The following is an 18071-nucleotide window of genomic DNA, read 5'->3' on the forward strand; positions in this document are numbered from 1 at the left end:
TTGCCGTGAGATTAGGCTTCGCTTCAACAAAACGTCAACGGTTTGTTTCAACTACTTGTTGAAGCGATGCCCGGCTGCGAAATCGGTTGAACGTACGAAGAAAGCTTCACTCCGCGCCGAGGAAGCTGCGCGCGAGCCGCTCCCCAGCCAGCTCGGCCAGTTCCCCGGCGCGGGTGATGCTGTCGCCGTCGGGGCCGGCCAGCTCCACGAGCGAGAGCGCGGCGGCGAACCCCGCGGCGCGCCACTGCGTCTCACTCAGTTCGAGCAGGCCGGCCACCGCAGCGACCGGGACGCCATGCCCGGCCGCCGCCTCGGCGACTCCGGCGGGTGCCTTGCCGTGCAGGGTCTGCACGTCGAGACAGCCTTCGCCGGTCACGACCAGACGGGCTCCCCGCACCGCCTGGTCGAAACCCAGAAGTTCCAGCAGAAGCGCGATCCCGGGCCGCAGGGACGCTCCGAGCAGGGCGATCGCCCCGAAGCCCAGACCGCCGGCCGCACCGGCTCCCGGCGCCTCGCGCATGTCGTCGCCCGTCAGGGCGGCCACGTGATCGGCCCAGTGGGCCAGCGCCGCGTCCAGCTCGGCCACGTTCTCGGGCGTCGCGCCCTTCTGCGGGCCGTAGACCGCGGGCGCGCCGCGCTCGCCCAGCAGCGGGTTGTCGACGTCGCTCGCGACGACGACCTCCACGCCGTTGAGCGTGTCCGCCAGCGGGCCGGGGTCGATCGACGCCAGCCGCGCCAGCGCCGCCCCGCCGGGCGGCAGCTCCTCGCCGTCCGCGTCCAGCAGCCGCATGCCCAGTGCCTGGGCCATGCCGGCGCCGCCGTCGGTGCAGGCCACTCCCCCGAGGCCCAGCACCAGCCTGCGGCAGCCCAGCTCCAGCGCCTTGCGGACGAGCTCGCCCGTCCCGTAGCTGGTGGCGGTCAGCGGCGCCTTGACGCCGCCCGGCAGCAGCTGCAGGCCGCTGGCCTGCGCCGCCTCGATGACCGCCGTCTCCCCCTGCACGGCGAGCACCGCCTCGACCGGCTCGCCGGTCGGACCTGCGGCCTTGACCGTCACGACGCGGAACCCGGCCGCGATCGCCGCGGCCACCGTCCCCTCGCCGCCGTCCGCGACGGGCAGCGCCCGCACCTCGGTGCCGGGCGCGGCGCGCCGGATACCGGCCGCGATGTGCTCGGCGGCCTGCGCAGCGGTGAGGCTGCCCTTGAACTTGTCGGGCGCGACCACGACATGACCCTGGTTGTCCGACACTGACAGCCTCACCTTCTGCTTCACGAATGCCTCCCGGCGACGCGGGCACGACCGGATAGGATCACGCCGCCGGGAGGAGACTATGACCCGCTCACGCGGGTCGACCGGAAGGGTCAGCCGCCCAGCAGGGCGGTGGGGGCGTCGCCGGACTCGGTGGCCAGCTCCTCCCACTCGTTGACCTTGTCGATGTCGGCGGCCGCCATGGAGACGTTGGTGACCCGCTCCAGGATGACCTCGACGATGACCGGCACCTTGAACTCGGCGACCAGCTTCTGCGCCTGCTCCAGGGCGCCGGCGATCTCGCCGGGCTCGGTGACCCGGATCGCCTTGCAGCCCAGGCCCTCGGCGACCTTGACGTGGTCCACGCCGTAGCCGTTGACCTCGGGAGCGTTGATGTTCTCGAAGGACAGCTGGACGCAGTAGTCCATGTCGAACGCGCGCTGCGCCTGACGGATCAGGCCCAGGTAGGCGTTGTTCACGACCACGTGGACGTAGCCGATGTTGAACTGCGCCCCGACCGCCAGCTCCTCGATCATGAACTGGAAGTCGTAGTCGCCCGAGAGCGCGACGACGGTCTCGTCCGGCACCGCGGTGGCGACACCGAGCGCGGCCGGAACGGTCCAGCCCAGCGGGCCCGCCTGGCCGGCGTTGATCCAGTGCCGCTCCTTGTAGACGTGCAGCAGCTGCGCGGCCTGGATCTGCGAGAGGCCGATGGTGGTGACGTAGCGAACGTCGCGCCCGAACGCCTTGTTCATCTCCTCGTACACGCGCTGCGGCTTGACCGGCACGTTGTCGAAGTGCGTCTTGCGCAGCAGCGTGGCCTTGCGCTCCTGGCAGGAGGCGGCCCAGGCGCTGTAGTCCTTCAGCGTCTGCGCGGCCTTCCGCTCGCGCGCCACCTCGACGAAGAGCTGCAGGGCGGCCTTGGCGTCGGAGACGATGCCGTAGTCGGGGGCGAAGGTGCGCCCGATCTGGGTCGGCTCGATGTCGACGTGGACGAACGTGCGGCCCGCCGTGTAGACGTCGGTGTTGTTGCCGGTGTGGCGGTTGGCCCACCGGTTGCCGATGCCGATGACGAAGTCCGACTCCAGCAGCGTCGCGTTGCCGTAGCGGTGCGAGGTCTGCAGGCCGACCATGCCCGCGGTGAGCGGGTGGTCGTCCGGGATGGTGCCCCAGCCCATGAGGGTCGGCACCACCGGGACGCCGACGAGCTCGGCGAACTCGACCAGCAGCTCGGCCGCGTCGGCGTTGATGACACCGCCGCCGGAGACGATGAGCGGGCGCTCGCTGGCCTGGAGCAGGTCCAGGGCCTTCTCCACCTGGGCACGGGTCGCCGACGGCTTGTAGACCGGCAGCGGCTCGTAGGTGTCGATGTCGAACTCGATCTCGGCCATCTGGACGTCGATCGGCAGGTCGATCAGGACCGGGCCGGGACGGCCGGAGCGCATCAGGTGGAAGGCCTGCTGGAAGGCGCCCGGCACCTGGGCCGGCTCCAGCACGGTGACGGCCATCTTCGTCAGCGGCTTCGCGATGGACGCGATGTCGACCGCCTGGAAGTCCTCCTTGTGCAGCTTGGCCACCGGCGCCTGGCCGGTGATGCACAGGATCGGGATCGAATCGGCCTGGGCCGAGTAGAGCCCGGTGATCATGTCCGTCCCGGCCGGGCCGGAGGTGCCGATGCAGACACCGATGTTGCCGGCCTTGGCCCGGGTGTAACCCTCGGCCATGTGGGACGCGCCCTCGACGTGGCGGGCCAGCGTGTGGTGCAGGCCGCCGCGCTTGCGGATCGCGGAGTAGAAGGGGTTGATCGCGGCGCCGGGCAGGCCGAACAGGTTGGTGACGCCCTCGCGCTTGAGGATCTCGACGGCTGCTTCGGCCGCGGTCATACGAGCCATGGTCAGGCGACCTTTCCGGACAGGCGCTCCAGGTTGCGCAGCAGGGCGGAGTGGTCCAGCCCGCCGTCACCGGCGTTGCGCATGGCGGTGATGAAGTCCGCGACCAGCGCGGCGGTGGGCAGGGGGACCTCGACGGCACGCGCGGCGGACAGCAGGTTGCCCATGTCCTTGTGGTGCAGGTCGAGGCGGAAGCCCGGCGCGAAGTCGCGCTTGAGGAAGTTGTTCTTCTTGCGGGTCAGCACGGTCGAGCCGGCCAGACCACCGTTGAGGACGTCGAGCGCGACCTCCAGGTCCACGCCGGACTTCTCCAGGAAGACCACGGCCTCGGCGCACGCCTGGATGTTGACGGCGACGATCAGTTGGTTGGCGACCTTGACGGTCTGGCCGGAGCCGGACGGGCCGACCAGGGCCACGGTGGTGCCCAGCGCCTTGAGGATCGGCTCGGCCTCGGCGAAGTCGGCCTGCTCGCCACCGACCATGATCGACAGCACACCCTCGATGGCACCGGCCTCACCACCGGAGACGGGCGCGTCCAGGGAACGCAGGCCCTTCTCCTTGGCGGCGGCGGCGACACGCTGCGAGATCTGCGGCGTCACCGAGCTCATGTCGATCAGCAGGGCTCCCTTCGGAGCGTTCTCGAGGACACCGCCCTCACCGAAGTAGACGGCCTCGACCTGCGGGTCGGCGGGGACCATCGTGATGACGATCTCGGCGTCCTTGACGGCCTCGGCGATCGACTCGGCGCCCTTGCCACCGTCGGCGATCAGCTTCTCGATCGGCTCACGGGTCAGGTTCGAACCGGTAACGGTGTGACCGGCGTTGACGAGGTTGGCGGCCATCGGGCTGCCCATGATGCCGAGCCCGATGAAGGCGATACGGCGAGGGGTCGTGCTCATCAGAACTCCTTGGGATGACAGTCAGTTGCAACACCCAGGGGCGCGAGGAACTGCGCGCCCGGCCAGGCAAAGTGGAAGGGCCCTCAGCGCGTGCTGGATCGCAGCTCGGTAGGCAGCCACTCAAAGGAATCCGCCGAAGCAACGCCGGCAACCGGCTTGTACTCAAGACCGATGTAGCCTTCGTAGCCAACGGCATCCAGCTGACCGAACAGGCCAGCGAAGTCGAGCTCCCCGCTGCCGGGGAAGTTCCGGCCGGGCACGTCGGCAACCTGGACGTGACCGATCCGGTCCGCGTGCTCCGCGATCACCGCGGACAGGTCCTCGCCGTTGCGCGCCAGGTGGTAGAGGTCGCAGAGGAACTTGGTGTTCCCGAGGCCGGTGCTCGCGTTCACCGCGTCCACCACCGCCACCGCGTCCTTCGAGCTGAGCAGCCCGTACTGCGGCGCCTCCGGCGCGTTCAGCGCCTCGACCAGCAGGATCGCGCCGATCCCGTGCGCGGCCTGCGCGGCCAGCGCGAGGTTCTCCAGCGCCAGGGCGTCCTGCTCGGCGACCGGTACGTCGTCCACCCGGTTGCCGTAGAGGGCGTTGAGCGCCTTGCAACCCAGGGACTCGGCCAGGCCCACCGCCACCGCGATGTTCGCGCGGAACCGCTCGGAGTCCGCGGGACGCGACAGCAGGCCCTTGTCGCCACCGGCCATGTTGCCGGCGTCGAAGTTGAGGCCGGTCAGCTGGACCCCGGCGTTCACGAAGGCGTCACGCAGCGCGTCCAGCTCGGCCTGCGGCGGCGTGGGGCCGTCGAGGGTCCACCACAGCTCCGCGGCGTCGAAGCCCGCGGCCTTGGCGGCCGCCGGGCGCTCCACCAGCGGAAGCTCGGTGAAGAGGATCGAGAGGTTGGCGGTCCAGCGCTGGTTGAGCCAGCTCTGCGTCGCGGCGGTCATGCCATCACCTGGTTCCACATTGCGGAAGATGTTTTCTGCTTGATGAAACTATGGCATGCGGCTTCAACAGTTTGTCAAGCACCTCTCGGATCCTGGCCGTTCCCCGGATACGCTTCGCACGTGCGATTGAAGGTGGAGTTCACAACCGAGCCGTTCGAACTGGACGGCTTCCCGGAGCATGCGCGCACCGCGCGCCGTGTTGTCGACGAGGCGGGACTGAGCGTCGACGTGGGCCCGTTCGGCACCACTGCCGAGGGCGAGGCCGCGCAGACGCTGTCTGCGATCGACCGACTGGTTCGCGAGACCCTGGCGCACGGCGCCACGCGGATCTCGCTCCAGGTCAGCGTTCTGGACGAGGGGAAGGGGGCGGGATGAGCGGCGAGCAGCACCCGCTGGCCATAGCCATCAAGCCGCTGCTCGACGCCGTCGGCGCCAGCGCGGTCAGCCTGGACGAGATCCAGCCGAACGACGTCACGCTCGAGTGGGAGGGCAAGCCGGCCGTGGCCGTGCGCCTGCCCGGACTGGAGAGCGCGCTCGACCGGCTGCTGAACGAGATCCGCCGCCAGTTCGGCGGCGCGGACCTCGCCACGCTGGACCGGATGGACAAGCAGCGGGTCGTCGCGCTGCTGGAGGAACGCGGCGCGTTCACCATCCGGCACGGCGTCGAGAACGTGGCGGCGGCGCTCGGCGTCAGCCGCTTCACGGTTTACAACTACCTCAACCGACAGCAGGCGGCGGGCAAGCAGGCCTAGGCTTTAGTTTCAACAAACTGTTGACGTCCGGGGTCGGCGGATCTACTTTTCTCGTGGCACCCACTTTCGGAGGTCACGAGTGACCCATTCCGCCACCCCGACGGACATCGTCCTCGATCGCCTCAACGCGGTCGACGGCGAGGTGCTGGACGAGCTCCTCAAGGAGATCTGCTCCAGCCACACCTGGGCGAGCCTCGTACGCCTCGCCCGCCCCTATCGCGACCGGGTCGCCTTCCACGCCGCCAATGCGAGCGCGATGGAAGCCCTCTCCGCCGCGGACCTGAACGACGCGATGGCCGGCCACGCCCGCATCGGCACCCCCAAGCCGGGCGACGCCACCTCGGAGCGCGAACAGGCCGGCGTCCAGGGCGCCGACGAGGCGCTGCTGGCCGAGCTGGCCGCCGCGAACGCCTCCTACGAGGAGAAGTTCGGCCACGTCTTCCTGATCTGCGCCACCGGGCGCACCGCCGCGACCATGCTGGCCGCGCTGCGTGAGCGTCACCCGAACGACACCGCGACCGAGCGGGAGATCGTCCGGGGCGAGCTCCGCAAGATCAACGACATCCGCATCGACCGTCTGCTCGACGAGAGCTGACGGCCCTGTCGGCCACCGCCGGCACGCTTCACACCGGAACTGCGCGAGGACTTTCATGACCTCCATCTCCACCCACGTGCTCGACACCAGCCTCGGCGCGCCCGCCGCGGGCATCCCGGTCGAGCTCGCCCAGCAGGTCGCCGGCGAGTGGAAGCCCCTCGGGGCCTCCGCCACCGACGCCGACGGCCGCTGCAAGGACCTGCCGGTCCCGGACCTGGGCGCCGGCACCGTGCTCCGGCTCCGCTTCACCACCAACGGGGCCTTCTTCCCCGAGGTCGCCATCGTCTTCGACGTCGACCCGGCCCAGGCCCACTACCACGTACCCCTGCTGCTGAACCCGTTCGGGTACTCCGTCTACCGAGGGAGCTAGACCATGGCCCACCAGCTCGGCCAGAACCAGTACGGCAAGGCGGAGAACCGCGTCGTACGGATCACCCGCAACGGCAACCGCCACGAGATCCGGGACCTCAACGTCTCCGTCGCCCTCTCCGGCGACCTCGACGACGTCCACCTGACGGGCTCCAACGCGCACTGCCTGCCGACGGACACCACCAAGAACACGGTGTTCGCCTACGCCAAGAAGTTCGGCATCCAGTCGCCCGAGAACTTCGGCATCCTGCTCGCCCGCCACTTCGTGGACGACACCCCGCCGATCCACCGGGCCCGGATCCGGATCGAGGAGTACGTCTGGGACCGCATCGAGATCCCGGACAACAAGGCCCGCTTCATCGGCTCCGAGGAGATCGGCCACTCCTTCGTCCGCCGCAACACCGAGGTCCGCACCTCCGAGATCGTCTACGACGGCACCGGCGTGCAGGTCATCTCGGGCCTGAAGGACCTGGTCGTGATGAACTCGACCAACTCGGAGTTCTGGGGCTACATCAAGGACGAGTACACCACCCTCAAGGAGGCGTACGACCGGATCCTGGCCACCCAGGTCACCGCCCGCTGGAAGTTCGGCTTCAGCGGCGCCGAGGGCGAGCAGGAACCCAACTGGGACCGCTCCTACGCGCAGGTCCGCCGCCACATGCTGGAGGCCTTCGCCGAGACCTACTCGTACTCGCTGCAGCAGACCCTCTACGGGATGGGCACCCGGGTGCTGAACAACCGCCCCGAGGTGGACGAGGTCCGCCTGGAGCTGCCGAACAAGCACCACTTCCTCGTCGACCTCGAGCCCTTCGGTCTGGAGAACGACAACGAGGTCTACTACGCTGCGGACAGGATGTACGGTCTCATCGAGGGCACCGTGCACCGCGAGGGCGTGACTCCGGTCATCCCCGTGGCCTAGTCCTCACGTTTCGATCTGCTCGACCCCAGGGATTCTCTCCGCCGTCCCGCCCTGGGCCGCACCAGACGGCGGTACTCTCACCAGTCCGCTGTCAGGAGCACGAGCCATGGCACTTGAAGCAACCCCCGGTCCCGTCGAGCGCATCGTCATCGAGAACGCGGCGATCGCGACGGTCGACGCCCTGGACACCGAGTACAAGCGCGGCCACGTCGTCATCGCCGGCAACGTGATCGAGTCGGTCGGCGAGGGCCCCGCGCCCGCGTGGCTGGACAACGTGGTGCGGCGGATCAACGCCGAGGGCCATCTGGTCACCCCGGGCCTGGTCAACACGCACCACCACTTCTACCAGTGGATCACCCGCGGCCTCGCGCAGGACAACATCCTGTTCGACTGGCTGGTCGCCCTGTACCCGACCTGGTCGCGGATCGACGACAAGCTCGTCCACGCCGCCTCCCAGGGCTCGGCGGCCGCGCTGCTGAAGTCCGGCTGTACCACCGCCTCGGACCACCACTACGTGTTCCCGCAGGGCGGCGGCGACATCCTCGGCGCCTCCATCGAGGCCGTCTCCGAGCTCGGCATGCGCTTCACCGCGCTGCGCGGCTCCATGTCCCGCGGCAAGAGCGACGGCGGCCTGCCGCCGGACCACGCGGTGGAGAAGACCGAGGACATCCTCATCGCCTCCGAGGCGGCCGTCGACAAGTGGCACGACGCCTCCTTCGGCTCGATGCTGCACGTCGCGATCGCCCCGTGCTCGCCGTTCTCGGTGACCACGGACCTGATGAAGGAGGCGGCGGAGCTCGCCCGCCGCAAGGGCGTGCGCCTGCACACCCACGGCTCGGAGACGGCCGAGGAGGAGCAGTTCTGCAAGGAGCTGTTCGGCATGGGCCCGACCGACTACTTCGAGTCGGTCGGCTGGCTGGGCGAGGACGTGTGGATGGCGCACTGCGTCCACATGAACGACTCCGACATCCGCAAGTTCGCGGAGACCGGGACCGGCGTCGCCCACTGCCCGTCCTCCAACGCCCGCCTGGCCGCCGGCATCGCCCGGGTGCCGGACATGATGGCGGCCGGCGTCCCGGTCGGCCTCGGCGTGGACGGCACGGCCTCCAACGAGTCCGGTGAGCTCGGCACCGAGCTGCGCAACGCGCTGCTCATCAACCGACTCCACGGCCGTCCCGACGCGCTGACCGCACGTCAGGCGCTGCGCCTGGGCACCATGGGCGGCGCCCGGGTGCTCGGCCGCCAGGCCGAGATCGGCTCGGTCGAGGTCGGCAAGCTCGCGGACCTCGCCCTGTGGAAGGTCGACGGCATCATGCACTCCTCCATCGCCGACCCGGTCGCGGCGCTGGTGATGGGTGCGCTGCCGCCGCTGTCCCTGCTGCTGGTCAACGGCCGCCCGGTGGTCGAGAAGGGCCACCTGACCACCGTGAACGAGGACCGCATCGCGAAGGCCTGCGCCGACGCGGCCAAGGAGCTCGCCTCGCGCGGCTGACCTCTTCTCATTGACTCCGGGCGCGCACTGGGACGGTGTGCCGCTCGGACCCCCCGGCGCTCGTGCGCGCCGCGGGGGCTGGAGCCCCGGACTCACGGCGAGAGTCCGGGGCTCCGGTGTTTCCTTTGGGCATACTGAGCGGTATGTTGTGCGCAAGATACTGACCGGTAGCTTGGAGCGGCGCACATGAAGGCGATCCAGATCACGGAGTTCGGCGGACCCGAGGTCCTGCAGCTCGCGGAGGTCCCCGACCCTGTCCCGCAGCCGGGGCAGCTGCTGATCGAGGTCGACGGCGCCGGCGTGAACTACGCCGACACCCACGCCGTCGAGGACTCGTACCTGTCCAGCTCCTCGCTCCCGATGATCCCGGGCGGCGAGGTCGTCGGCCGCACCGGCGACGGCCGTCGCGTCGTCGCCCTCACGGCCACCGGCGGCTACGCCGAGCGCGCCTGCGCGTGGGCGCCGATGGCGACCGACATCCCGGACGAGGTCTCCGACGCGGCCGCGCTCGCGCTCGTCGTCCAGGGCCTCACCGCGTGGAACCTGCTGCGCACCTCGGCGCGGATCGCGCCGGGCGAGTCGGTCGTCGTCCACGCCGCGGCCGGCGGCACCGGGTCCCTGGCGGTCCAGCTCGCCAAGCGCTTCGGCGCCGGGCGCGTCATCGCGACGGCCTCGACGAAGGAGAAGCGCGAGTTGGCGCTCTCGCTCGGCGCGGACGAGGCGGTCGACGGCGAGGCCGAGGGCCTCAAGGAGCGCCTGATCGAGGCGAACGGCGGCAAGAAGGTCGACATCGTCCTGGAGATGACCGGCGGCCCGGTCTTCGACGCGTCTCTCGCCTCACTCGCGCCGTTCGGGCGGCTGGTGACGTACGGCATGGCCTCCCGCGAGGAGCCGACGCCGCTGGGCGCGGCGAAGCTCATGGGCCACTCGACGGCGGTCGTCGGCTTCTGGCTCATGCACGCGCTCGGCCGCCCCGACCTCCACACCGAGCCGATGCGCGAGCTGCTCGCGCTGGTCGCGTCCGGCGAGCTCACCCCGCAGGTCGGCGGCACGTACCCGCTCGCCGAGGCCCGCCAGGTCCACGAGGCTCTGAGGGCTCGCAAGACGACGGGAAAGCTGGTCCTCGACCCTCGCCAGTGACAAGCCAGGGGTGCGGGGCTCCACCGATCTGCGGCTCCGCCGCGTGGGCGCGAGCCGAGTCAGGGATGCTCGCACCTGAAGTTGCACCACCCAGGGGCGCGAGGAACTGCGCGAGCAACCACCCTGTGCGGATGGCCCTGTTCAGCGGGGACCATCCGCACGCCGGTTGCTCGTCGCGCAGTTCCCCGCGCCCCTCAATGGTTGCTCAGTGCTGGTTGCTCGCGCTCGTGTAGGAGACGACGCAACCACCCGCGCCGCCGCCGAAGTTGTTGCTCCACAGCGACTGCACCGCGAAGTTCGCGCCGTTCAGCGAGATGATCGACGACGCGCCCTGACCGCTGGAGATCCAGGCGCACTTGTCGCCGGTCTCCGCGCCCGTGCTGTCGACCCAACCGCTGCTCGGCGCCGGGTCGGTGAGCGTCTCCGCGTACTCGTGGCCGCCGACGATGGTGATGCCCTCCGTCGCACCGTTGACACCGCTGCTGCCCGTGCCGACGAAGTTCGCGCCGCAGCCCGCGCCCGCGTCGGTGATGTAGGGCATGTTGGTGTAGGGGAGGTCCGCGCCGTTGCTCGCGGTGGTGTGGTCGTGCCACGCGCACCACTGCGTCTTGAAGCCGCTCGGGGAGACCCCGTGCGCCAGATCCACGATGATCTGCACGTTGTCGCCCGAGACACCGAAGTGCGCCGCCGCCTTCTTCGCCTCCGCCGCGATCGCGGAGGTACCGGGCTTGCTGGGCGCCTTGCTGGCACTGTCCAGCCACGTGGCGACGACCGGGTTGGACGCGGGGTGGCCCACGTGCGTGCCGGAGGTCCCGCACTGCGTCGTGCCGACGGCCACGCCCTGGCAGTACTGGGTCTGCGAGGTGAAGAAGGTGTCGCCGCCGCCGTAGGCGTGCTGGAAGAAGCTCAGCTGCAGCGCGGCCTCGCCCGACGGGTCGTTGGTGACCGTGGAGCCGCTGCCCCACTGGTTGCCCCAGTAGACGACGTAGATGCTCGGCGCGGCGACGATGTTGCCGCCGCCGTAGGCCAGGTTGTTGCCCGAGGCGGTCACCGCGCGACCGTTCGCGTGCGGGCTCATGTGGTGGGGGGCGAGTTCACTCGCGCCGGCGGGGGCGGCGGCGAGGAAGGCGCCGGTGGCGAGCGCCGCGGCGCATCCTGCGACGAAAGCGGAACGAAGCACGGTGGGGCCCTTCTCGACGAGGAACGGGAGGGCTGTGCTGGTGCCGCCGGCCGGACGGCAGTTGTGCCACCACGCGTAGTGTTGTTGTTTGGTGCGCGACGTTAGTTGAGGTGATGCCGTGCATTCAAGACCGCGGCACGCGATACAGAGCGAACTCAGAACTCAGAACTCAGAACCCAGACGCAACGCCGAGCGGCGCCCCACGCAGGACCTCCCCAGGTTTGCGTGAGACGCCGCCAGCTTGCTCCGGGTGCGACGCGCGGCGTTACAGCAGCGCGTACCCCGGAAGTGTGAGGAAGTCGACGAACTCGTCGGCGAGCGCGACCTGTTCGAAGAGGCGGGCGGCCTCGTCCCAGCGGCCCTCCGACTCCTTCATCGCGGCCAGCTCGGTCGCGACGATCTCGCGGACCAGCGCGGCGGTGACCTTCTCGCCGGTGTCGGCCAGCAGGACGGCGTTGTTGACCCACTGCCAGACCTGCGAGCGCGAGATCTCGGCCGTGGCGACGTCCTCCATCATGTTGAAGATCGCCACCGCGCCGAAGCCACGCAGCCACGCCTCGATGTAGCGCAGGCCCACCTGGACGGCGTTCTGCAGCCCGGTACGGGTGCAGCTGCCGCCGGCGGAGGCGACGTCGAGCAGCTGGTCGCCCGTGACCTCGTTGACCGGCACGACCTGCTTCTGGTTCGGCGCGTCCCCCAGAACCGCGTCGAACGAGGCGCGGCAGACCGGGACCAGGTCCGGGTGCGCGACCCAGGAGCCGTCGAAGCCGTCGCCGGCCTCGCGGTCCTTGTCGGCGCGGACCTTCTCCAGCGCGGCGGCGTTGACCTCGGGGTCGCGGCGCGAGGGGATGAACGCGGCCATGCCGCCGATCGCGTGGGCACCGCGGCGGTGGCAGGTGTTGACCAGCAGCCGGGTGTAGGCGCGCATGAACGGGGCCGTCATGGTGACGCTGTTGCGATCCGGCAGGACGTACCGCTCGCCACCGTCACGGAAGTTCTTGACGATCGAGAAGAGGTAGTCCCAGCGCCCGGCGTTCAGGCCCGCGGCATGCTCGCGCAGCTCGTGGAGGATCTCCTCCATCTCGAACGCGGCGGTGATCGTCTCGATCAGCACGGTCGCCCGGATGGTGCCGCGCGGGATACCGAGCGCCTCCTGGGAGTGGACGAAGACCTCGTTCCAGAGACGGGTCTCCAGGTGGCTCTCGGTCTTCGGCAGGTAGAAGTAGGGCCCGGAGTTGGGGTCCTGCTCGCCACGGGCGATCAGCGTCGCCGCGTTGCGGAAGAAGTACAGGCCGAAGTCGACGAACGCACCGGCGACGGGCTCGCCGTCGACGAGCAGGTGCCGCTCGTCCAGGTGCCAGCCGCGGGGGCGGACCACGATGGTCGCCAGCTCCGCGTCCGGCTTGAGCTTGTACTCCTTGCCCTCGGGCGAGGTGAAGTCGATCGTGCGCGCCAGCGCGGCGCTCAGGTTGAGCTGGCCCTCGATCAGGTTGCTCCAGCTCGGCGCGGTCGCGTCCTCGAAGTCGGCCAGCCACACCTTGGCACCGGAGTTGAGAGCGTTGATCGCCATCTTGCGGTCGGTCGGGCCGGTGATCTCGACCCGGCGGTCGTTCAGCGCCCGCGGCGCGGGGGCGACCTGCCACTCGGCCGCACGGATCGCGGCGGTCTCGGGGAGGAAGTCCAGCTTGCCCGTCCGGGCGATCTCGGCGCGGCGCTCCTTGCGGAGCGCCAGCAGCTCGTTGCGGCGGGCGCCGAAGCGGCGGTGGAGGTCGGCGACGAAGGCGAGCGCGGCCGGAGTCAGCACCTCGTCCCCGCGATCCACCACCGGCCCGACGACCTCGACCCCGGTAGGAAGCGGCTTGCTCCCGGTTTCCTGCGCTGCACCCATGGAACCCTCGTCAGTCAGATTCAGAAGATACGGATGATCGATGCGCACTGTGCGGTGCGCGTCGCTTCTGTAAGGTGGAGGCTAGTTTCCGCGATACAGAAATTCAACACTTTGTTGAGTCGGCTTGCCGAACCCTGCCAGGAAGGCTGTTGTGGTGACGTCATCCCTGTCGTCCGAGACCCGTGCCGGGGGCGTGGGCGCCGACCGCGCCGGCGGCGGCGTGCAGTCGGTCGAGCGCGCCTTCCAGCTGCTGGAGGCGCTCGCCGAAGCGGGCGGCGTCAGCACGCTGAGCGATCTTGCCACGGCCTCCGGCCTGCCGATGCCCACCATCCACCGCCTCGTCCGCACGCTCGTGCAGCAGGGTTACGTCCGCCAGGACACGGCTCGACGCTACACCCTGGGCCCGCGCCTGATCAGGCTCGGCGAGACGGCGGGTCGCCTGCTGGGCAGCTGGGCCCGCCCGTTCCTGGCGGAGCTGATGGAGGCCACCGGCGAGACGGCGAACCTGGCGGTCCTGGAGGCGGGCGAGGTCGTCTACGTCGGCCAGGTGCCCTCGCGCCACTCGATGCGGATGTTCACCGAGGTCGGCAGGCGCGTCCAGCCTCACTGCACCGCCGTCGGCAAGGTCCTGCTGGCCCAACTCCCGCCCACGGAAGCCCTCGCGACCCTCGGCACCGGCCCGCTGCCCGCGCACACCGTGCACACGGTCACCTCCCCGCGGGAGCTGCTCCCGCAGTTCGAGACCGCCCGCGGCGTCGGCTACGCGGTCGACGACCAGGAGCAGGAGATCGGCGTCCGCTGCATCGCCGTCGTCGTCCCCGGCGCGCCCACCCCCACGGCCCTCTCCATCTCCGGCCCGGAGGCCCGCGTCCGCCTCCTCGAAACCCGCACGGGCACGCGCGCGCTGATCCCGCAGATGCAGGACATCGCCGCGCGCCTGGGTACGGCGCTGGCCACTTCGGCAGCGGAGTAACCACCACGGGGGCCCGGGCCGCCACCGGTCAGGCGCGGGCATCGCTCCGCAGTGCCTGCGCCAACCAGGAGTGGACCGGGAGCAGGCTCGGGACCACCTGCCAACCGTTGACGATCCAGGTGAGTCGCCAGTACCGGTCGACCTCGGGGTCGCACGCTTCCGCGAAGCCCTGGGCCAGCCAGTCCCGGAACTCCTGGTCGGGGGTGCGCGCGAACGCCTCGCCGAAGAGCCGCACGAGCTCCTCGACGACGGGAGCTGCCTCGTCCGTCAGCGGGTCGATGCCGCGCTCCACAGCCTCGGCCACCAGCTGACGGGTCGACGCCATGAGCTCCTCACCGGCCTCGACCTCGAAGGCGGGCGGCTCCCCGGCGGCCCGGCGCAGCGTCGCGCGGCGCATCCGGGCCCGGAACGCCTCGTCCCCCACCAACTCGGCGAGCTCCATCCAGGCGGCGACCTGCTCGTCGGAGGGGTCGTCGGGGAGCGTGGGAGTGGCGGCCCTCATCATCGCCACCGCCGACAAGGCGGCATCCGCCATGGGCGAGGTACCGAAGGTGCCGTCGACGAAGTCGTCGATCAGACGCCGACGCTCCTCGTCGGACAACTGCATGAGCCGGTGCATGATCGCGGTCTCCTCAGGGTCGGATCCACGCCGGGCCACGACCCGCAGCAGGGTCCGACGCAGTCGCAGCGCCTGGATCTGGGCGTCGAGGGCGTCGGCGTGCGCCGCGGCCACGTCCCCCAGCGAGAGGCGGCGGTCCAGGACCTGCCGGCTCGTGGCCAGGTCGAGGCCCAGCTCACGCAGGGTGCGCAGGAGTTCCAGGCGAAGGAGTGCGTCGAGGTCGTAGAGCCGGTAGCCGGCGGGGCTTCGGGTGGTCGGCGCGACCAGCCCCGCATCGGAGTAGAACCGGATCGTCCGCACGGACAGGCCGGTCCGGCGGGCCAGCTCCCCGATCGGGTGGAGGTCGGTCGCTTCCATGGCTCCCACTGTGCGGTCTCCAGTCACTGGAGACTCAAGACCGGGCGCGCAGCCGGGCCAACTGCTCGGGCGTGTCCACGTCGTCGGGCGAGGCCACGTCGCCGCACTCGACGAGGCGCAACTCCCCCGCGTGCGCGCGCAGCAGCGACCGCGCGCCCGCGTCGCCGACCGCGCCGTCACGTGCCTCGGCGAAGTAGCGGGCGGAGATGAGGACCGGGTGTCCCCTGTGCCCGGCGTAGCTCGCGGCAGCGAGATCCGCGCCGGAGGAGATCACCCGCGCCACCGCCTCCGCCGTCACCCCTGGCGTGTCGACAAGCCCGATCAGCGCCGCGTCGGCGCTCAGCCCCGTCAGGCCCACCCGCAGCGAGGAGCCCATCCCGGTCTCCCAGTCGGGGTTGAGCACGACCTCCGCGTCGCCCAGGTCAGCCGTGGCGATCACCTCCTGCGCCGCCGCGCCGAGCACCACGCGCACGCGCGCGCACCCGCCGGCCCGCAGCACGCCGAGCGCGTGCTCCACCATGGGCCGGCCGCCGTACTCCAGCAGGGCCTTGGGGCGATTGCCCATCCGCCGACCGCCCCCGGCGGCCAGCAGCAAACCGATCACGTCGTCCACGCTCCCAGCATCGCGCCCACGTCACCACCGCCGTACTTGGAGAAACACACAAGCTGCCCGCCGGGACCTGCGGTGTTCACCGGGGCTTCACCCGCTGGACCGCCCCGCCCCATGGCCGTTCTACTGGCCGGATGCAGCCACGTCCCGCCCATCCGCACCCGCTCCTGGACCGCTTCGGCCGCGTCCACACGGACCTGCGGATCTCCCTCACCGATCGCTGCAACCTGCGCTGCACGTACTGCATGCCGGCCGAGGGGCTCGACTGGCTGCCCAAGCCGGACCTGCTGACCGACGAGGAACTGCTCCGCCTGGTCCGCATCGCCACCACCCGCCTCGGGATCCGCAGCCTCCGGCTGACCGGCGGCGAGCCGCTGCTGCGCAAGGGCCTGGCGGACCTCGTCACCGCCTTCGCCGCACTCCCGGACGCCCCCGAGCTCTCGCTCACCACCAACGGCATCGGGCTCGCCCGCCAGGCGGACGCCCTGCGCGCGGCCGGGCTGGACCGGGTCAACGTCAGCCTGGACACGCTGCGCCGGGACCGGTTCCGGGAGATCACCCGCCGCGACCGGCTGGCGGACGTGCTGGCCGGGCTCGCCGCCGCCCAGCGGGCGGGGCTCGCGCCGGTGAAGGTCAACGCCGTGCCGGTGCGCGGCGTCAACGACGACGAGATCACCGATCTCGCCCTCTGGGCGGTCGAGAAGGGCTACCGGCTGCGCTTCATCGAATCGATGCCGCTGGACGCCCAGGGCGCCTGGGACCGGGCCCGGATGGTCACCGCCGAGGAGATCCTCGCCTCGCTCCGCACCGTCTTCACTCTCGATCCCGTCCCGCGCGAGGGCAACGCGCCCGCAGAACAGTGGCTCGTGGAAGGCACCGAGGCGACGATCGGCGTGATCGCCAGCGTCACCCGGCCCTTCTGCGGCGGCTGCGACCGGGTCCGGCTCACCGCCGACGGACAGCTGCGCAACTGCCTCTTCGCCACCGACGAGTCCGACCTGCGCGCCCTGCTGCGCGGCGGCGCGGACGACGAGCGGATCGAGGCGGCCTGGCGCGCCTGCATCACGGGCAAGGCCGCAGGCCACGCCATCGACAGCGCCGACTTCCAGCGCCCGGCCCGACCGATGTCCGCCATCGGCGGCTGACGATCCGATCGGCTGGTCGGCCGGTCGGCCGATTTCTGGCGCGGATGAGCATTCCGCTGGCGGGTGGGATCAGGGAGCATGGAACCGGAAGCGCTCTCGCGGCGTAGTCTCTGGTACGACGTCCCGCTCTGTGGCGGCTTCAAGTCGGTCTCGCAAGGAACGGACGGTCCCTCATGTCAGGCTCACCCAAGCCCGTCCGCTGCCCCAGTTGCAGGCGGGAGCACGCGTACGAGCCGCCGGTCTTCCCGTGCCCGTGCGGCGCGGCCCTGAAGATCCCGCTGCTCCAGGGCGGCGTGCCGGTGCAGGTGCGGTTCCGCTCCTGGGAGGACTCCTGGCTCAGCATGCGGTGCCCCTCCTGCGGCCGGTCCGAGCAGTGGCCGCAGCCGGAGTTCACCTGCGGCTGCGGGGCCACCGTCCGGCTCCCCGTGGACACCACCCGCCGACCGCGCACGGTCGGCCCGGTGGGCGGCACGCCCGCGCCGGTGCAGCCGGTCCAGCCGGTGCGCCCCGTTCAGCCCGGCCCGGCGCCGGTCACGGCGAGCCGGCCCCTCCAGCCGCCGCGCGCGCTCGCGCGCAAGCCGTTCCTGCCGCACCCCGTCCGGACCTCGGACGACGCGGTGCTGGCCGCCGCGCGCTACCTGGAGTGGCTCGGCTTCGGCGAGCTGGAGGTCTCCGACTCGCAGGACCGTGAGGGCGTCTGCCTGCTGGGCCCGACGATCGTCGCCCAGGTCGACACCTGGACGGAGCCCGCCGACCTTCGGGCGGTGGAGTGCCTGTGGCTCAACACCCTTCACGGTGACGAGCTGGTCCCTGCCATGTTCACCCTCGCGGGTTATTCGCTGGAGGCCCGCAACCGGGCCGACCAACTGCTGGTGGCCCTCTTCGAGCTTGATCTGACGGGCATGCCACAGGCGGTCAACACCGCCGCACGGGAGTTGGTCCGTAACTCCTCGCGTCCATGATCTGGCGCGGGTCGCGACCCGCGTGTTGAATGACCGTCACCGAGCGCGACCAAAGGCGACCGACAGCGGCCGCAGTGAGGGGCGATGGCGTGTCCTTG

At 70.8% G+C, this 18071-nt stretch carries 18 protein-coding genes; 10 read left to right on the top strand and 8 right to left on the bottom strand.

What is annotated here, in order from left to right; all coding sequences use genetic code 11:
* Positions 1-106: 106 nt before the first annotated feature.
* From BMY61_RS33820 to BMY61_RS33835, 4 genes are all read right to left on the bottom strand, one after another.
* On the bottom strand, positions 107-1246 hold the full coding sequence (locus BMY61_RS33820) for a glycerate kinase (RefSeq protein ID WP_052439005.1): 1140 nt from the start codon (positions 1244-1246) through the stop codon (positions 107-109).
* Positions 1247-1359: 113 nt separating this feature from the next.
* Positions 1360-3138: a glyoxylate carboligase gene (gene gcl, locus BMY61_RS33825; RefSeq protein ID WP_042452365.1), complete on the bottom strand. Its 1779-nt coding sequence runs from the start codon at positions 3136-3138 to the stop codon at positions 1360-1362.
* 2 nt (positions 3139-3140) lie between these two features.
* Entirely contained in the window at positions 3141-4034 is an 894-nt protein-coding gene (locus tag BMY61_RS33830; RefSeq protein ID WP_042452364.1) for a 2-hydroxy-3-oxopropionate reductase, read from the bottom strand.
* A gap of 83 nt (positions 4035-4117) precedes the next feature.
* Positions 4118-4972, bottom strand: coding sequence for a TIM barrel protein (locus tag BMY61_RS33835; RefSeq protein WP_042452362.1), 855 nt, complete (start codon positions 4970-4972; stop codon positions 4118-4120).
* 120 nt (positions 4973-5092) lie between these two features.
* Between BMY61_RS33835 and BMY61_RS33840 the strand changes: the two genes are divergently transcribed.
* The 7 genes from BMY61_RS33840 to BMY61_RS33870 all read left to right on the top strand — a co-directional run bounded on the left by BMY61_RS33840 (position 5093) and on the right by BMY61_RS33870 (position 10239).
* On the top strand, positions 5093-5347 hold the full coding sequence (locus BMY61_RS33840) for a thiamine-binding protein (protein ID WP_075004171.1): 255 nt from the start codon (positions 5093-5095) through the stop codon (positions 5345-5347).
* Positions 5344-5724: a helix-turn-helix domain-containing protein gene (locus BMY61_RS33845; RefSeq protein ID WP_042452360.1), complete on the top strand. Its 381-nt coding sequence runs from the start codon at positions 5344-5346 to the stop codon at positions 5722-5724. The genes BMY61_RS33840 and BMY61_RS33845 overlap by 4 nt, the downstream gene beginning before the upstream one ends.
* 79 nt (positions 5725-5803) lie before the next feature.
* Positions 5804-6319, top strand: coding sequence for a 2-oxo-4-hydroxy-4-carboxy-5-ureidoimidazoline decarboxylase (gene uraD / locus BMY61_RS33850; RefSeq protein WP_042452358.1), 516 nt, complete (start codon positions 5804-5806; stop codon positions 6317-6319).
* Positions 6320-6374: 55 nt separating this feature from the next.
* Positions 6375-6689: a hydroxyisourate hydrolase gene (uraH, locus tag BMY61_RS33855; RefSeq protein WP_042452356.1), complete on the top strand. Its 315-nt coding sequence runs from the start codon at positions 6375-6377 to the stop codon at positions 6687-6689.
* A 3-nt stretch (positions 6690-6692) separates the two neighbouring features.
* Positions 6693-7607, top strand: coding sequence for a factor-independent urate hydroxylase (pucL, locus tag BMY61_RS33860; RefSeq protein WP_042452353.1), 915 nt, complete (start codon positions 6693-6695; stop codon positions 7605-7607).
* A 106-nt stretch (positions 7608-7713) separates the two neighbouring features.
* Entirely contained in the window at positions 7714-9099 is a 1386-nt protein-coding gene (locus BMY61_RS33865; RefSeq protein WP_042452350.1) for an 8-oxoguanine deaminase, read from the top strand.
* Positions 9100-9285: 186 nt separating this feature from the next.
* On the top strand, positions 9286-10239 hold the full coding sequence (locus tag BMY61_RS33870) for a quinone oxidoreductase family protein (protein ID WP_042452348.1): 954 nt from the start codon (positions 9286-9288) through the stop codon (positions 10237-10239).
* A gap of 205 nt (positions 10240-10444) precedes the next feature.
* Here the strand turns inward: BMY61_RS33870 and BMY61_RS33875 are convergent, their stop codons facing one another.
* Positions 10445-11419: a hypothetical protein gene (locus tag BMY61_RS33875; protein ID WP_052439004.1), complete on the bottom strand. Its 975-nt coding sequence runs from the start codon at positions 11417-11419 to the stop codon at positions 10445-10447.
* A gap of 265 nt (positions 11420-11684) precedes the next feature.
* Positions 11685-13307 carry a malate synthase A gene (aceB, locus tag BMY61_RS33880; protein ID WP_042452346.1) on the bottom strand — a complete coding sequence of 541 codons (1623 nt, stop codon included), beginning with the start codon at positions 13305-13307 and terminating at the stop codon, positions 11685-11687.
* Between the two features lie 151 nt (positions 13308-13458).
* Here aceB and BMY61_RS33885 point away from each other — a divergent pair, with 151 nt between their 5' ends.
* Positions 13459-14280 (top strand): IclR family transcriptional regulator, encoded by an 822-nt coding sequence (locus tag BMY61_RS33885; RefSeq protein ID WP_425314725.1) that lies wholly within the window; start codon positions 13459-13461, stop codon positions 14278-14280.
* A gap of 28 nt (positions 14281-14308) precedes the next feature.
* Here the strand turns inward: BMY61_RS33885 and BMY61_RS33890 are convergent, their stop codons facing one another.
* Complete coding sequence (locus BMY61_RS33890; RefSeq protein ID WP_042452342.1) at positions 14309-15256, bottom strand: MerR family transcriptional regulator; 948 nt, start codon at positions 15254-15256, stop codon at positions 14309-14311.
* Between the two features lie 34 nt (positions 15257-15290).
* Positions 15291-15860 carry a nucleotidyltransferase family protein gene (locus BMY61_RS33895; protein ID WP_042452596.1) on the bottom strand — a complete coding sequence of 190 codons (570 nt, stop codon included), beginning with the start codon at positions 15858-15860 and terminating at the stop codon, positions 15291-15293.
* A gap of 140 nt (positions 15861-16000) precedes the next feature.
* On the opposite strand from BMY61_RS33895, the gene moaA reads away from it, so the two are divergent.
* Together moaA and BMY61_RS33905 are read left to right on the top strand one after the other, a co-directional pair.
* Positions 16001-17011, top strand: coding sequence for a GTP 3',8-cyclase MoaA (gene moaA, locus BMY61_RS33900; RefSeq protein ID WP_075004172.1), 1011 nt, complete (start codon positions 16001-16003; stop codon positions 17009-17011).
* A gap of 173 nt (positions 17012-17184) precedes the next feature.
* On the top strand, positions 17185-17973 hold the full coding sequence (locus tag BMY61_RS33905) for a hypothetical protein (protein ID WP_042452335.1): 789 nt from the start codon (positions 17185-17187) through the stop codon (positions 17971-17973).
* The last annotated feature ends 98 nt before the right edge of the window (positions 17974-18071 follow it).

It is taken from the genome of Streptacidiphilus jiangxiensis (genome assembly GCF_900109465.1).
Taxonomy (GTDB): domain Bacteria; phylum Actinomycetota; class Actinomycetes; order Streptomycetales; family Streptomycetaceae; genus Streptacidiphilus; species Streptacidiphilus jiangxiensis.

Bases quoted from the DNA above. Each gene is read 5' to 3' on its own strand.
- gcl (WP_042452365.1), bottom strand. From the start codon at position 3,138: ATGGCTCGTATGACCGCGGCCGAAGCAGCCGTCGAGATCCTCAAGCGC.
- BMY61_RS33905 (WP_042452335.1), top strand. From the start codon at position 17,185: ATGTCAGGCTCACCCAAGCCCGTCCGCTGCCCCAGTTGCAGGCGGGAG.
- BMY61_RS33835 (WP_042452362.1), bottom strand. From the start codon at position 4,972: ATGACCGCCGCGACGCAGAGCTGGCTCAACCAGCGCTGGACCGCCAAC.
- aceB (WP_042452346.1), bottom strand. From the start codon at position 13,307: ATGGGTGCAGCGCAGGAAACCGGGAGCAAGCCGCTTCCTACCGGGGTC.
- BMY61_RS33830 (WP_042452364.1), bottom strand. From the start codon at position 4,034: ATGAGCACGACCCCTCGCCGTATCGCCTTCATCGGGCTCGGCATCATG.
- uraH (WP_042452356.1), top strand. From the start codon at position 6,375: ATGACCTCCATCTCCACCCACGTGCTCGACACCAGCCTCGGCGCGCCC.
- BMY61_RS33870 (WP_042452348.1), top strand. From the start codon at position 9,286: ATGAAGGCGATCCAGATCACGGAGTTCGGCGGACCCGAGGTCCTGCAG.
- moaA (WP_075004172.1), top strand. From the start codon at position 16,001: ATGCAGCCACGTCCCGCCCATCCGCACCCGCTCCTGGACCGCTTCGGC.
- pucL (WP_042452353.1), top strand. From the start codon at position 6,693: ATGGCCCACCAGCTCGGCCAGAACCAGTACGGCAAGGCGGAGAACCGC.
- BMY61_RS33890 (WP_042452342.1), bottom strand. From the start codon at position 15,256: ATGGAAGCGACCGACCTCCACCCGATCGGGGAGCTGGCCCGCCGGACC.
- BMY61_RS33865 (WP_042452350.1), top strand. From the start codon at position 7,714: ATGGCACTTGAAGCAACCCCCGGTCCCGTCGAGCGCATCGTCATCGAG.
- BMY61_RS33845 (WP_042452360.1), top strand. From the start codon at position 5,344: ATGAGCGGCGAGCAGCACCCGCTGGCCATAGCCATCAAGCCGCTGCTC.